Source organism: Nostoc sphaeroides (assembly GCF_003443655.1).
Lineage (GTDB): Bacteria > Cyanobacteriota > Cyanobacteriia > Cyanobacteriales > Nostocaceae > Nostoc > Nostoc sphaeroides.
Map to the genome: position 1 here is coordinate 6,021,707 of NZ_CP031941.1, position 14,885 is coordinate 6,036,591.

Here is a 14,885-nt window from a genome sequence, read left to right on the forward strand (position 1 = left end):
ACATGGCCCACCCTACTGTTTTAGTGAATCGCCAATAGTTAAGATGACTAATGACTAATACTTCGGCTCCGCTCAGTACAAGTGACCAATGACTAATGACTAATTACCACCATTCATCACTTCTAGTAGTTCGCTAGGCCGCTGAATTAAAAAATCTGGATTTTGCTTGGCTAGTACTTCCGGTGAATTAAAGCCCCAAGTTACTGCAATCACTTGGATATTTGCTTTCTTTGATGCTTCGATATCTCTGGTTTCATCTCCAACATAAATCACTTCTTGAGGTTGGAGTTGATTTTGCCTTAATACATTATTGATTATGGTTGTTTTACCAAAAATCGTAATTCCTGAGTAGATAAAATCAAATAAGTGATTTAAATCATTTATTCTCAGGAATTGCGTCACATTTTCTTTAGAATTAGAAGTGATAATTCCCAGCTTATATCCTTCATTTTGGAGTTCGATTAATGCTTCTTTAATTCCCGGAATTGGCTTTAATTCTGGGATTTTGTTTTTTAATTCTCCTTTAACTTTTTTAACTAAAAAAGGTATCTTAAATAGAGAAACTCCTGAGTACTTAATAATTTCCCTAGATGTTAAGTTTTTAAGTAGGGATAATTGCTCTGGGCTTATGTGTCTATAACCAAAGTCTACAGCTAGACGATTGGCAATACTTACAAGGGCATCTACTGTATCAGCAATAGTGCCATCAAAATCAAAAATAATTACTTTCGGGGTCATTATTTCGCCGGGATGCGTCAAGATTAGCTAGGGCGTTGCGTCGTAACATTTCTGGCTTAATCCGCCGCAAGGCAGATGCTGGAAATCGTTTATTCCACTCGTGATCTGAGATTTGGGCTAATTCTAGCAGGTGGGGAGCAATATTCGCTGGATTTGGCCCAAACTCTGCAATATCAGTTGTTTGGGAAAAACGTTGATTCCAAGGACAAACATCTTGGCAAATATCGCAACCAGCAACCCAGCCTTGTAAATTGGGTGTGATTGTCTCTGGCAATTCCTTTGCCCGATTTTCAATAGTATGATAAGCAATGCAGCGATTAGCATCCACGACAAAAGGCTGAGTAATTGCACCCGTAGGACAAGCCTGAAGACAACGAGTACAGCTACCGCAGTGTTCTGTATGCGGGCGATCGCTCTCTAATTCCAAATTAGTTAACACTTCTCCCAAAAATACCCAAGAGCCATATTCTGGTGTAATCACATTACCATTTTTGGCAATCCAACCAATTCCGGCAAGTTGTGCTAACACTTTATCTTGCACCGGGCCAGTGTCTGCATAATAACGAGCTAATACATCTTCACCAAGTGATTTTAACCATGTAGCTAGCTGCTTGAGTTTTTTATGCATCACCTTGTGATAATCCCTTCCCCAGCCATAACGAGAAATTTTGGCGTATTCCTCGCCTTCGGGACGTTGATCTGGTGTGTAATAATTTAGCGCCACACACACAAGCGATCGCGCCTCTGGCATAACTTTGCGAATATCCTGGCGTTTTGGGTTAGCCATCCATTCCATATCAGCGTGATAACCCAGTTCAATCCATGCTTGTAACCTCTGCGCTTCTATAGCATCTACTCTATCTACAGCAGCAATTCCCACTTTGTGAAAGCCCAACTCGCCAGCTTTCTCTTTCACTACATTGCTGCTTGTTACGGAATACTGATTCATTTTTTTATCTGGATTTTGCCTAAATAAAGGCGATTTTATTTTACATTACGTAGTCAATATCTTTGATTAACATTTGTTGCTTATTCTAATTAGGTCGGCATAAATAATTATGGTTGGGATAAGGCAGGGGGTAGGGGGCAGTTCTGGGTGAGGGAAAAAGGGTTTAAGCCTTGTTTACTTTTCTTAACATAGGTTGCTTTTATTGTGCTGACTTACTTATAAATTTTACTTATAGCAGTTTTCGTTTGGATTCAAAACATGCTTTGGGCACAGCATTGCTCATAGGTGTAAACTTAACGTAAAAGCCAGCCTAGACAGAGCTTTAAAAGATTGCCTCGTCAAGAGTCTCCGACTGGGAATGCCCATCGTTGAGGCTCCGCCTCCCGAACTCGCGGCAGCAGCCCAACGATCAGCATTTCCAGCCTCTGGCTGGAAACGAGATTTGAAAGGAGTTTGAGCTTAAGTTGACACCAATAAGCAAAACTTAACCCCTACGAGTGGTCTGTATCCATACAATTGAGAACCGCTATATTGCAAAATCTCAACCATCGTCAGGAAGATTTATACAAATGTGGCAATCTATCTCAACAGCAGGTTTCTTTTTAGCTATTTTTGTATTGAAATTAATATTTAGGTAGCATATAGCGGTTATCGATTGGATGAGAACACCAAAATCCTTGCTGTCAAATCATTCCAGCATTTTTTTTGTATCTTACTGAACTGCACACCGCTATAATACAAATAATTATCTGACCAAAGTTAAAAAAGGATACAATCTCCATAAATAAATTTATGGAGATTGTTAATTTTAAATTTTGAATTTGGAGCGAAGCGACGTGACCTCTGCTGAACAGTTGAAAAAAGAATTCCAGATTGAGGGAATTACAGAAACAAGTGTACTGCGTTATTTTGAAACCTTAAATGCAGGAGAATTTGAGGCAACAGCTGCCTTATTTGCGGTAGATGGTGTGATGCGTCCACCATTTGAATCTGATATTGTGGGGAGAGATGCGATCGCAGTCTACTTAAAACAAGAATGCCAAAACATTAAAGCTTATCCTAACACCGGAATAGCGGAGGCTTTAGAAAACGCTACGATTCAAGTCCAAGTAACAGGCAAAGCACAAACTTCGTGGTGTAGTGTGAATGTCTTGTGGTTATTTATCCTCAACGAACAACGGCAAATTTCATATACTAAAATCAAACTTTTAGCTTCTCCCCAAGAGCTACTTTCTTTACGTCGTGAAAAGTAGCAAATAAGTATAAAAAGTTAGGCAATGTTTGAGCGTACCCCAAACAAAATCCAATCACAGTAAATTCACATAACACATTACGTCTATTTTACTAATTCGGGTAAAGTAGCTTCTAACTTTAGACAGTTGGCACCATCAATCTGCAACTGGTAGTCTACTTTATCCATGAGACGATTCATAATTAGCCAACCATAACCCCCTTCTTGTTTTTCCAGAGGGTTCGGAGCATAGTAGTTAGACATATCAAAGCCTTCGCCGTAATCCCAAATTTCGAGGGCAAGATCCCGATTTTTAACTTCCAAACGCAGTAAAATTGGTAAATTTGGTTTATCCTTGTGGGCATGACGGACTGCATTTGAGTAGGCTTCTACTAAAGCCAGCCTCAAACGACTTGATTGCCGTGACCAATCCACAGATTCTCCTAGCTGGATTTTCAAACATCCCAGCAGCCAGGTTTCGACAATATTAAGAAAACTTAAGTCACTTGGTACGTGAAGCTCACTTTTCATTACTTACAAAATCTCCAGTGAAAGTATAGTTTGATCATCTTCTTGAACCTGATTATCTGCCTGGATGCGAGCTAGTAAATGGTTTAGAGAAAGCGGTTGTTCCTCTTGTTGCAAGAGTTGCCAAAGACCATCTTGATTCAGCATCGAACGGTTAACCGGGTCAACGCCAGACTCGCTTTTTACTGTAGAATCAAAATTATTTGATACCGTAGCTTCTGTAATTCCATCGCTAGCTAGTAACAATGTGTCTCCAGGCGCGAGAACCAAGCGACCAGACTGTGCCTGCCACTTAGGCAAGATCCCTAAAGGAACGCTGCGAACTTTCAGGTAATTGGGATTGTCGGCTAAAGCACCTTGGCGTGACCATAACAGTGGATAAATATGACCGGCATTAGTGTAGACGAGTTCCTTAGTGGTAGGGGTATAACAGGCTAAGACAAGGGTGATGAAATAATTGTTGCTAATTAAGTCTTCACTGAGAGCGTGGTTGAGGTTCTGCATGACCACATTTGGCTCGGCTGGTGCTTCTTGAGATAGTTCTCGGCGCAAAACTGAAATAATACTAGCCATAAATAAAGCAGCTGGAACGCCCTTGCCAGAGACATCACCCACTGCCAGCCACAAGTCGCCTTTGGGATGGACAAACACTTCAAAAAAATCGCCTCCTACTTCCCGCGCTGGGTAACAGCAGGCTTGCACCTTCACACCTTTGATGTCAGGTAAAGTTTGGCGTAGCAAGTTGTATTGAATTTGGCGGGCTACTTCCAACTCATTGTGAATTTGCTGTTGCTTTTCTTGAAGGCGCTGGTAGAGTTTTGCTTGAGAGAGGGCTAAGGCTGCTTGTTCGGCAACACCTGCAATCAGTTGAATGTCTTCGTCTTGCCAAGGGCGATCGCGTCCCCATTGATGAAGAACCAGCACAGCCAATAATTGCTGCTGATAGCTAAGTGGTACTACTAGGTGGTGAGAAGGATTACCCTCATAGACATCTTGAGCGAGTTGATAATGACGGGTTTCCAGCACTTTTTCAATTAAAACACTGGGGTCGAATAAGCAATCTGATACATCAGATTTCGGATCGCGGTATGAGAACTCGTCTTGTGTGAGGCGATCGCCCTCTACTGGTCTGAGTAAGCAATTGCTAGCTTCAAATGTTTGTCCAATAGTTGCGACAATTTTTTGCAGCATACTGTCGTAGTCTAAAGACTCTCGAATTGCCGTTGTTACAGCATTAAATAAAGATTCTCGCTGTAGGGCCCGACCCAATTCTTGCGTGCGCTTCTTAACTAGACGATATGTATCAGTAGCTTGCTCAACTAAGGCTCTGAGCCGTTCAGGATTCCAGGGTTTGGTAATATACTTAAATACCTGACCAGAGTTAATCGCATCCACCAAATCTTCGACATCAGTAAAACCAGTTAACAAAATCCGAATCGTGTCTGGAAAGCGCTCTACGGTGCGACTAAAAAATTCAGTGCCATTCATTTCTGGCATTCTTTGGTCAGAAATAATCACCGCCATTTCACCAAACTGATCCAAGATTTCTAGAGCGCCAAAGGCATGATTGGCTTTATATACTTGAAAATCTCGCCTAAAAGTGCGGTAGAGTAAATCTAAGTTATCTGGCTCATCATCTACCACCATGAGCTTAAGTTTTCCCACTCCGATATCAGCCATATTTGACTTTAGTTTTCACATATTTGAATGGCGAGATAATATAATTTTTATCCCACCTGAGAAACAACAAAAAATTAATAACTAATCATTTTCAACAGCTATTCAGTTATCAGTGTTTTAAAACTTGATAACTGTTCGCTCAATTTAACCTTATCCTACTAACCCAGAACGCAAGGCGCGGACTGCTGCTTGGGTACGGTCATCGGCACATAGCTTATTCAAAATATTGCGAACGTGAGTTTTAACAGTCCCAACAGTGATATAAAGCCTTTCGGCAATTACTGCATTACTACAACCTTCGACAATCAACTGTAGCACTTCCAATTCCCTTTCTGTCAGGGTGTAAGGTTGAATTCCTTCCAGATTCTCGACATAATCAGGGTTAGAGGCAATGGTCTTGGTATTTACAAAAGTTGACTCCAACTTTTGGGGATTTTGTTGCGCTTGTTGTAATACAATCCGAGCGATCGCGGGATCGATCCAAGCGTTGCCATTGTAAGTTACTCTTATTGCTTCCAGCAAATTATCGAATTTGATATCTTTCATACAGTAAGAGTCTGCACCAGCCGCAAAAGCTGCCAATACAGCTTCTTTGTTATCCCGCAGCGTCAAAATTAACACCTTTGTGATTAGCTGCTGCCCATTAGCAGTAGATTTTACCTCCCGTGTCAGTTCAATGCCATCCTTATCTGGTAAACCAATATCGACAATGGCAATATCTGGTTGTACCATTTTTAACATTTTTAGCCCTTCAGCAGCATTGGCAGCTTCACCTACAACTTCAATGTCATCTTTTTGCAGTAGTGCTGTCCTAATACCTACACGAGTTAGGTCATGATCTTCAATCAGAGCGATACGAATTTTACTCATAGCCAACTTCAGACCGTTACACTACCTTAACCAGAAAGTCGAGTTTCGTGACATACTCCCACACTAACTGCAAGTAGTATAGTGGGGGCTTCTGTCCCCGGAACCAGAGTTACGAGTTGAGCGTTTTATACTTAGTAGAGTATTACACTTCAACAATCAAATTTGGACTGGTTCAGCCCAAGTACAAGTGCCCAAGATTAATTAGTTATGCTTTCTATTGTTGCAGGGCAATGGGAATCTCTCGTGCTTAAGTTCTAATATAAAAAATTTGATAAACTTAACATTCAAGTAAATCTGGTGTGAGGTTAATCCAGAATAGGCTATGTCTAAAGGCAATGAAGCATTTTCAGTGTTAGGAATACCAGTTCATGTGATGGCTAACTATCCAGGCTGGTTGTTAGAATGCCTGCGTGCAGGCAAAGGAATTCATGTAGTAACGCTCAATGCAGAAATGACTATGCAGGCAGAGCAGAATCAATTCTTAGCTCAGGTGATTAAAAATGCTGAACTAGTGATTCCAGATGGAGCCGGGGTTGTTCTGTATTTGCGATGGCTGCTATGGCAAAAAGTGCAGCGTTTTCCGGGGATTGAACTAGCAGAAAAACTTTTGCAAGAAATCGGGCAACAGAAGACAGGGGCAAAGGTTTTTTTCTATGGAGGTGCGCCTGGAGTGGCCTCAACTGCGGCAGATTTTTGGCAGCAGCAAATTCCAGATTTGAGTATAGTAGGCACTCACTCAGGCTACCATTCCCCAGAAGAAGAAGCACAATTGCGAGAAACTCTGGTTCAATTGCAGCCACAAGTGATTTTTGTCGGTTTGGGAGTTCCACGTCAAGAGTTATGGATTGCCGAAAACCGCCATTTGTGTCCTCAAGCAATTTGGATTGGTGTTGGTGGTAGTTTTGATATTTGGTCGGGAACTAAAACTCGCGCTCCCGCCTGGTTAGGAAATAATAATTTGGAATGGTTGTATCGGCTTTATCAAGAACCTTGGCGTTGGCGGCGGATGTTGGCTTTGCCAGCGTTTGCGGTGAAAGCTTTTGTTTATCGTTTGACAGCAAGGGGTGCAATTAGTTAAGAGAGACGCGATTAATCGCGTCTGTACAAGAGGAGAGACGCGATTAATCGCGTCTGTACTGGGTGCTATTACTTAGTTAGTATTGAAGTCTTCAAAAAATTTAAATTTTCTTTGTTAAATTTTCAATTCCCAGGCGAAACCTGGGAATCCTTATTTTTGAGAGGAATATCAAATCTAAACCCGTAAGCTATTTGGTTGTGGGGATAAGGAAAATTTAACAATGCCAGTATTAACAACTCAAGTTAAGAAAGACAAATCCCTTCATAGAGAGGACAATAAAACTCAACATTACGTTAGTGGTACTACTGTCAAGGTGCAATTGCAATCTGTAAGCAAGACTTATACTAATGGCACTCACGTTTTGTTGAATGCGAACCTTGAGGTAAAAAAGGGAGAATTTTTGTTTATTACAGGGCCAAGTGGTTCTGGTAAATCAACGCTGTTGAAACTGCTGTATGGCCAGGAGTTAGCGACGCAGGGAAAAGTAATTGTTGATGGGTGTAATGTAGCTGGTTTACAGGGCGATCGCTTGTCATTATTGCGGCGACGCATTGGCATTGTGTTTCAAGACTACAAACTGATTAGCCAACGAACAGTAGCAGAAAATGTGACTTTTGTGCTGCAAGCTCAAGGGTATACCCGTAAAGAAATTCAACGACGCTTAGAACCAACCTTGAAGCTAGTGGGTTTACTGAGTAAAGCTGACTGCTTTCCAGATCAACTGTCTGGGGGAGAGCAACAACGGGTGAGTGTTGCTCGTGCGATCGTTGGTACACCACCCCTGCTGTTGGCCGATGAGCCGACTGGAAATCTCGATCCAGATAATTCCTGGCAAGTGATCCAGATTCTCCAGAAGTTAAATTCCTTTGGGGCTACAGTAATTGTTACTACCCACGATGAACAATTGTTACGGAGATGCAATCATCCGGTAGTGCAAGTTCGCAATGGACAGTTGGCTCGAAAATAGTTATTTGTCATTAGTCATTAGTCATTGGTCATTTGCAAAGGACAAATGACTAATGACTAATAAATGTGGTGCTTGACTTTTGCTGATACGGGTGTGAAAGTTGATGCTGTTTTGGGAGGTAGAACTTGTAAACGATGGTTTCCGACCGACCGGAGGCGATCGCAGGCTTGTAAACTTTTAAAAGCTGCCTCTCTGATCGCAACTTCTTCCTCTCGACTGAGTAACAGTTGCAAGCATTCCACAACATCTTGCTGCACTGAAGAATCAACTCGCTTACGGCTGATGACTTTAGTTAGTTGACGTAGGGCAATCATCCGCTTTAATGGATCTTTTTCTGTTAAATTTACCAACAACTGATCGAGGTGGTCTTCTTCTCGATTTTCATAGAAGTTGACAATTTGCCAGACCAATAAAATTAAAGTTAACAGTGTTCCTACGCCTTGCACAATCGCACCAGCAGCAATCCAGGAACTGTGAGAGTCAACCCAAATTGCAGCGGCCATGTAAGTGCTGACAGTAGCAAGACCCCCACTGATGACTGCTAAAGCTAACCGACGATTTGAACTGTTTAAGAACTTACGTATCTTAGACCAGTGCAATTGCCAGTCCCACTCTTGCATTGAGTAAACCAATACCATTATCCCAACGCCGATTGAGAGAGCCAATAGCAGCATCCAGTTCCACAACAACATGGCGACGACGATTGTCAAGAACCCAAGAAAGCCTCCAGGCCCAGAGAAGCGCTTAAATGTTTGCTGCTTTGTTGCTCCCTTTGTCTTGAACTTTGTCAGCGACCAGTTCCAGTTGGGAATCTGGTTGATCAATTGCTGCCAAGAAGACGAAGCCTGTGCCACAGTGTTTACCTACTTGATTACGAAATTAACTATTGTATAAGTTTTACTACGGTTGAAGAAAGGGTGAAGACCCAAACCAGAAGATGCCCGGTTTTTAAGGGCAGCATAGTAGACTATAGCGGTTCTCGTTTACGTGAGGTACACCCGTAGGGGCACGGCACTGCCCATAGGTGTCAACTTCAGCTAAAACCCTGCCTGGAACTAGCTTTTAGATTGTCTCGTTCCCCTGCTCCGACTGGGAATCCCATCGTTGAGGCTCCGCCTCCCTTACTGGCGGCAGAGCCACCAGGAGATGCATTTCCAGCCGGAGGCTGGAAACGAGATTTTAAAGGAGTTTGGGCTTAAGTTAACACCAATGGGCACTGCCGTGATCCTACACCTCGTGATCTAATGTTGTACCCCATCTGAATGGGAACCGCTATAGTCCAGCACGGCGGAAATAAAGATACCATTTTAAATGGCTCAGAGCAAGGGCATAAAGGGTTTTTAAAGACAAAAACGAAAGTTATCAAGGGTGAATTGACCATCAAAAGCACAGAAGGTAACGCTGTAGATGTTATTCCCAGTTATAGATAATAAGGTATTGGGGGAAATTGCCGAGTCTGAATTGGCAAGATTGGCGCTTGGTAGTGCAGTTTGAGCAATGAGTTGGCGATCGCGATCGTAGGCGGAAAGCACTAGCCGTTGCGAACTAGTGACAAAGGCGCTAACCGAATTAACCGGATGCAAGAAAGTAGCTTCTAAAAATCCGCTTTTGGGCGCTCCCATTAAAACTGTTAGCCCTGAATAGGCTGGAAATGCTGGATTTGATGGCTGTATTGCTATAGAATTGTGAAAAATTACTCCCCAGCGTTCATACTGGCGCTCTACTGATTCAAAACACTTTAAGTCTTCCAACTCTAAACAAATACAAGTAGGTACAGCCACTCTGCCAGCGTCAATAGCTGACTCGACCTGCTCCCCCCAAGCTGAAACTTTAATTTCATTTTGTATATTAAAGTCAAGCGCAAATTTAGCGTTTTCAATCGTTGGTAGTTTATTTAATTGAAGAGTAGCCTGTACCATGACATCCCGCCTTACCATTACCTAGATAATAAATAGATTTAGTAATACATCAAAAGCTATGTTTCTACATGTCTAACTAGAATTAATAGCTTGTTAAAATGAGCATTTTGAATCTTCTTGATGCTCAAAATTATTTATGATTTTGTTGATAGACTAACATAAAAACTTATGTTCTATTCACGCTTTAGTTATCTTTGTTACCAAGATAAACCCTTGTAACACAGTAATTTCAAGGCTCAGTCACTTTTTATTATGAAAAAAAATCACCAAATCTTTACAAGTAATCCAGTAATTTTATATCTACTTAATCTGATGCTAGGAAGAAGTCTTAAAGTGATTGGTTCGCTGATAATAACAATGAGTGAGGAGTTTGAACTAAATAGGTAAGTATTCTGGGGTGACCAAAGAAGATGCGATGACGGGGATAAATTATCAAATACTCTCACCGTATCTACGTATACTCAGGATTAGTTTGTTGCCCATGTTACTTTATTACTACAATCAACAAAACATACTTATGTTTCAACCACCAGGATTTGAACAACGCTCTATAAATACCTCACTAGGTAGGATAGTATACTATACAGCCACTGGGTCACCTTGGCAGGACAATTTTACAGCAAAAGATGATCGGGAAACTTTAGTGTTTCTGCACGGCTTTGGTGGTGGGTCTTCTGCTTATGAGTGGTCGAAAGTATATCCGGCTTTTGCCGCCGAATATCGGGTTATTGCGCCAGATTTAATCGGTTGGGGTAGGTCTGAGCATCCGGCACGGAGTTATCAGATTGAAGATTATTTAACGACGATTCGGGAGTTTTTTGAGCAGACTTGTACCGGGCCAGTAACAGCGATCGCTTCTTCTTTGACCGCAGCCTTTACAATTCGAGTAGCATCAGATCATCCTGATTTATTCAAGTCTTTAATTCTCACTACCCCCGCCGGACTTTCCGACTTTGGCGAAGACTACTCCCGTAGTTTTTTTGCCCAGTTAGTCAGCGTTCCCGTTGTTGACCGTTTACTTTACAGCACTGGAATAGCAACCAGTGGGGGTATTCGCAGTTTCTTAGAGCAACGGCAATTTGCTCAATCTAATCGAGTCTACCAAGAAATTGTAGATGCTTATTTACAATCTGCCCAACAGCCTAATGCTGAGTATGCAGCACTCTCCTTTGTCCGTGGCGATTTATGCTTTGATTTATCCCTTTACATTCAACAACTGACGACTCCCACCGCCATTATTTGGGGACAAAGGTCAGAATTTACAGGCCCCTCAATTGGTCGCCGCCTTGCCGAAATTAATCCCCAAGCGATCCGATTTTTTCAACAGTTGGAAGATGTGGGGTTAACACCGCAGTTAGAGTTACCAGCAGTGACAATTGGGTTAATTCGCCAATTTTTGCCTTTGCTTAATTAGTGCTTTGTTCAGTAGTACTGGGTAGGTAGCACAGGTGTCATTGGTGCCAACAAAAGCCTAGAAATAGCTTAACTATTAGCTGACTCACCCGCATGGAACTAAAGTTCTTTGGCTTTTAGCTAAAGTCTACTGAAGTAGACTAAAGATTTCTGGGTATATTTAGTCATCAAGAGATGACTTTTGCTAAAAGCCAAGGAAGTTCAGTTACTTGCAGCAGGACATAGCTTTTACGTTAAGTTGACACCAATGCACATCTCTGTGCCCCTACAAGTGAGTTAGATGGCGATGCCTACGGCGGGCTGTTCGGTGTCGCTACCGGGTGACTTTCCCGTCTGGCAAACGGTATACTGCTATTTTCGGAAAGTTTACTGCGATCGCTAAGGCTGTAATAGCTGGTTTTGATTTGAGAAAATTCAATAATTTCATGGCGGTAAGGAACGCAATTATATAACAGGGTTCCCATTTGATAGGGTGAGATGCCAATTTTGGATTGAAGAAGAAATCTAAAATTTAAAATCTCAAATCCAAAATTGAACATTCTTTTACAACGCAGAATAAAAATCTGTTTTTTCCATATCTCATGCTCTATGACCGACTACTTTCGCTCTAATGTTGATGCAATGGCTAGCTATATTCCTGGTGAGCAGCCTCAACGCGGTACACAGATAATTAAACTCAACAGTAACGAAAACCCCTATCCTCCTTCGCCTGCGGCGCTAGCTGTGCTGCAAAATATTGATGGCGAGTGGTTGCGAAGGTATCCAGAACCTTTCGGGGGGGAGTTCCGGGAAGCTGCAAGTAAAGTTTTAGGTGTTCCTAGCGATTGGATAATTGTGGGAAATGGCAGTGACGAATTGTTGAGCGTGGTGATTCGAGCTTGTGCAGAACCTGGGAAGAAGGTAGTTTATCCCATGCCCACTTATGTGCTATATCGCACATTAACAGAAATGCAAGCTGCGGAAATTATTGAGATTCCTTACAGCGATGACTACAGTTTACCTTTGGAAGAACTAATTGCTGTCAATGGATCTGTGACATTCATTGCATCGCCTAATAGTCCATCGGGGCATGTGGTAGCAACAAATGATCTGCGAAAATTAGCCAGCCAGTTATCTGGAGTTTTAGTGATTGACGAAGCATACATAGATTTTACCGAAGAGAATGCATTGGCTTTGGTAAAGGACTACGAAAACGTCATCGTAATTCGCACACTTTCTAAAGGGTACTCGTTAGCTGGATTACGGCTGGGATTTGGGGTGGCAAATCCCAAGCTGTTGCAGGGATTGTTTAAGGTGAAAGATAGCTATAACATTGATGCGATCGCTTGTGCAATTGGCACGGCTGCTATTACCGATCAAGCTTATAAAAATGCTTGTGTGGCAAAGATTAAAGCATCGCGGAATCAGTTAGCAACAGACTTAAAGCAATTAGGTTTTCATCTTTGGGATTCCCAAGCTAATTTTTTGCTGGTACAGCCAAGAGAAGGAAATGCAGAATATCTCTATCAAAAACTAAAGGAACGGGGAATTTTAATCCGCTACTTCAAGCAGCCTGGACTAGATGATAAATTACGCATTACTGTTGGTACTGATGAACAAAATCAGGCTTTAGTGGAGGCACTAATTTATTTATTAGAGACTAGGGCTGTAAACTGATTAAAAGTGATAAGGGAGCAGTTGTGTAGGTTGGGTTGAGGGACGAAACCCAATATTTCGGGGACTGCTTGTAAATGGGGGCTTTGGATCAAGCGAATCGCACTTCCCCCCCCAAGATTCAGAATAATTGCATTAGATGAATTACAACGCTACAAACAAGCTCTCCATCCCCTGAGCTATAGACGGATGGGGAATTCTGCCGAATTAGTTAAAAGAAATTGCTAAATATGCACAAGCCGTTGGTATTCATAAAAATTTACTGGTTCTACAGACAACAGTGGTAAATTGCGATCGCCTACATCTTTAGTCATCAATGCTCATGCAGCTGAACGACAGCTTAATACCATACTCTTCAGTGGTAATTTAGTAGGGGAATAAAAAATCACGGAAAACCCAGATGCTTTTACTTCAGTGGAAATCCTGTATAACAGCAATAACCTTGACCGCAATCAGTCTTACTGTATCCAAGTCGGCATTGGCAGTATCTCTATACTCAGTTACTGATTTAGGCAGTCTTACAGGAGAAGCCTTCAGTTTCGCTACAGACATTAATGACTCAGGTGAAGTAGCCATTAATTCTTTGGCGAGTTCTTTTTTTTACAGCAATGGTTCACTTCAAAAAATTAGTCCCCTGCCTGGCGATAATCAACTTTCAGTAACTGGTATCAATAACTTGGGGCAAGTAGTTGGTAATTCGGTTAGTAGTAATAACTTTACTGGAAATAACCCTTTCTTATACAGCAATGGCATCACCCAACCCCTCCCTATCCGAAACGCTATTCCTTATGCCATTAACGATCGCACCCAAATAGTAGGAGGAGCAAGCGGACTTGGGCCTTTTTTATACAGTGATGGTATAGCAACCAGCATAGGAACTCCTGCTAATGTTGCCTACAGTTTAAATAACTTGGGACAAGTAGTAGGCTTTCTCAGTTCAAACACAGCTTTTCTGTACCAAAACGGCCTAACTACTAATTTGGGAACTTTGCCACTTTACCAGTACAGCGTAGCAAATGATATTAATGACTTAGGACAAGTGGTTGGTAGTTCGGGATTCAGTAGAGTAGATGATGGTAGTGCTTTTCTGTACAGTTCCAGCACGGGAATCCAAGACCTTGGTAGGTTACGTCCTACAGATTTGTTCAGTGTTGGTGTGGGGATCAATAATTTAGGTCAAGCAGTAGGGTTTTCTGGCACTAATAGTAACTTTTTTGCAGCAGATGGCAATGGTTTGCGGGCTTTTCTTTATAGTGATAACACTCTGTACGACTTAAATAACCTGATTGCCCCTGGTTCAGACGCTGGCTTTACCTTGACAGCAGCATCTGCCATTAATAATAAGGGTCAAATTGTCGGTCGTGGTGCAGTTAATGGTGAATTACACGCCTTCCTCTTGACGCCAACCTCATCTGTCTCTGTAGCTGAACCAACTTCAGGCGTACCTATTTTGTGGTTCGGTGCTGTTGTAATTCTATTTGCAGCACTCAAGCGCCAACCTCAATCTAGCAGTGCAACCATACAGCAAAGAAGTTAATGCCATAACTTCAGGTAAATAAAGCGATTAGACATCTCCAGAAATTAAATATGCGTTACTCAGAACCTTTGTTTTGACGTAGCACTGCTACGTCAAAACAATTCTTTTTCGGAGATATCTATTACTTGAGAATACGGATTTACTAATTTAGAGTTATTAGCACTTACGCAAAATTGAAAGCTGTAGGGGCAATACCCTGCGGGAAGCCGCTTTGCGTCTACATGAATTGCCCTAAACCTCGTGATGTAATGTTGTACCGCATCTGAATGGGAACCCCTAAGTAGTCAGACAGAATTAATTACACAATGTCATTGCGAATGGA

At 41.9% G+C, this 14,885-nt stretch carries 15 protein-coding genes; 7 read left to right on the top strand and 8 right to left on the bottom strand.

The annotated features are described in order from the left end of the window. Positions 1-99: 99 nt before the first annotated feature. Together D1367_RS26970 and queG are read right to left on the bottom strand one after the other, a co-directional pair. Entirely contained in the window at positions 100-738 is a 639-nt protein-coding gene (locus tag D1367_RS26970; RefSeq protein WP_118169773.1) for an HAD-IA family hydrolase, read from the bottom strand. Beyond that, positions 713-1,687 (bottom strand): tRNA epoxyqueuosine(34) reductase QueG, encoded by a 975-nt coding sequence (queG, locus tag D1367_RS26975; RefSeq protein WP_118169776.1) that lies wholly within the window; start codon positions 1,685-1,687, stop codon positions 713-715. Before queG ends, D1367_RS26970 begins: the two co-directional genes overlap by 26 nt. Before the next feature lie 836 nt (positions 1,688-2,523). Here queG and D1367_RS26980 point away from each other — a divergent pair. Continuing rightward, complete coding sequence (locus D1367_RS26980; protein ID WP_118169779.1) at positions 2,524-2,940, top strand: ketosteroid isomerase family protein; 417 nt, start codon at positions 2,524-2,526, stop codon at positions 2,938-2,940. Between the two features lie 83 nt (positions 2,941-3,023). On the opposite strand, the gene D1367_RS26985 is transcribed toward D1367_RS26980, so the two are convergent. From D1367_RS26985 to D1367_RS26995, 3 genes are all read right to left on the bottom strand, one after another. Then, complete coding sequence (locus D1367_RS26985) at positions 3,024-3,449, bottom strand: ATP-binding protein (RefSeq protein ID WP_118169782.1); 426 nt, start codon at positions 3,447-3,449, stop codon at positions 3,024-3,026. Positions 3,450-3,452: 3 nt separating this feature from the next. Further along, positions 3,453-5,126: a SpoIIE family protein phosphatase gene (locus D1367_RS26990; RefSeq protein WP_118169784.1), complete on the bottom strand. Its 1,674-nt coding sequence runs from the start codon at positions 5,124-5,126 to the stop codon at positions 3,453-3,455. Between the two features lie 150 nt (positions 5,127-5,276). Further along, entirely contained in the window at positions 5,277-5,996 is a 720-nt protein-coding gene (locus tag D1367_RS26995) for a response regulator transcription factor (protein WP_118169787.1), read from the bottom strand. A 322-nt stretch (positions 5,997-6,318) separates the two neighbouring features. Here D1367_RS26995 and D1367_RS27000 point away from each other — a divergent pair, with 322 nt between their 5' ends. Together D1367_RS27000 and ftsE are read left to right on the top strand one after the other, a co-directional pair. After that, complete coding sequence (locus tag D1367_RS27000; protein ID WP_118169789.1) at positions 6,319-7,074, top strand: WecB/TagA/CpsF family glycosyltransferase; 756 nt, start codon at positions 6,319-6,321, stop codon at positions 7,072-7,074. Positions 7,075-7,294: 220 nt separating this feature from the next. Beyond that, positions 7,295-8,041, top strand: coding sequence for a cell division ATP-binding protein FtsE (gene ftsE / locus D1367_RS27005; RefSeq protein WP_118169792.1), 747 nt, complete (start codon positions 7,295-7,297; stop codon positions 8,039-8,041). A gap of 56 nt (positions 8,042-8,097) precedes the next feature. Here the strand turns inward: ftsE and D1367_RS27010 are convergent, their stop codons facing one another. After that, positions 8,098-8,895: an armadillo-type fold-containing protein gene (locus D1367_RS27010; RefSeq protein ID WP_118169795.1), complete on the bottom strand. Its 798-nt coding sequence runs from the start codon at positions 8,893-8,895 to the stop codon at positions 8,098-8,100. 213 nt (positions 8,896-9,108) lie between these two features. Here D1367_RS27010 and D1367_RS32970 point away from each other — a divergent pair, with 213 nt between their 5' ends. Further along, positions 9,109-9,240, top strand: a complete 132-nt coding sequence (locus D1367_RS32970) for a hypothetical protein (protein ID WP_267255601.1) — start codon at positions 9,109-9,111, stop codon at positions 9,238-9,240. A gap of 141 nt (positions 9,241-9,381) precedes the next feature. On the opposite strand, the gene D1367_RS27015 is transcribed toward D1367_RS32970, so the two are convergent. Next, on the bottom strand, positions 9,382-9,978 hold the full coding sequence (locus D1367_RS27015) for a hypothetical protein (protein WP_118169797.1): 597 nt from the start codon (positions 9,976-9,978) through the stop codon (positions 9,382-9,384). 499 nt (positions 9,979-10,477) lie between these two features. Between D1367_RS27015 and D1367_RS27020 the strand changes: the two genes are divergently transcribed. Beyond that, complete coding sequence (locus D1367_RS27020) at positions 10,478-11,374, top strand: alpha/beta fold hydrolase (protein WP_118169799.1); 897 nt, start codon at positions 10,478-10,480, stop codon at positions 11,372-11,374. 289 nt (positions 11,375-11,663) lie between these two features. On the opposite strand, the gene D1367_RS31915 is transcribed toward D1367_RS27020, so the two are convergent. Further along, a complete protein-coding gene (locus D1367_RS31915; RefSeq protein WP_220450984.1) occupies positions 11,664-11,837 on the bottom strand; it encodes a hypothetical protein in 174 nt (57 codons plus the stop codon). A gap of 124 nt (positions 11,838-11,961) precedes the next feature. On the opposite strand from D1367_RS31915, the gene hisC reads away from it, so the two are divergent. Further along, entirely contained in the window at positions 11,962-13,029 is a 1,068-nt protein-coding gene (gene hisC / locus D1367_RS27030; RefSeq protein ID WP_118169804.1) for a histidinol-phosphate transaminase, read from the top strand. A 439-nt stretch (positions 13,030-13,468) separates the two neighbouring features. Next, the gene (locus tag D1367_RS27040; RefSeq protein ID WP_181984977.1) at positions 13,469-14,563 is read left to right on the top strand and encodes a DUF3466 family protein; all 1,095 of its coding nucleotides are present in this window, start codon (positions 13,469-13,471) and stop codon (positions 14,561-14,563) included. Positions 14,564-14,885 lie beyond the last annotated feature (322 nt).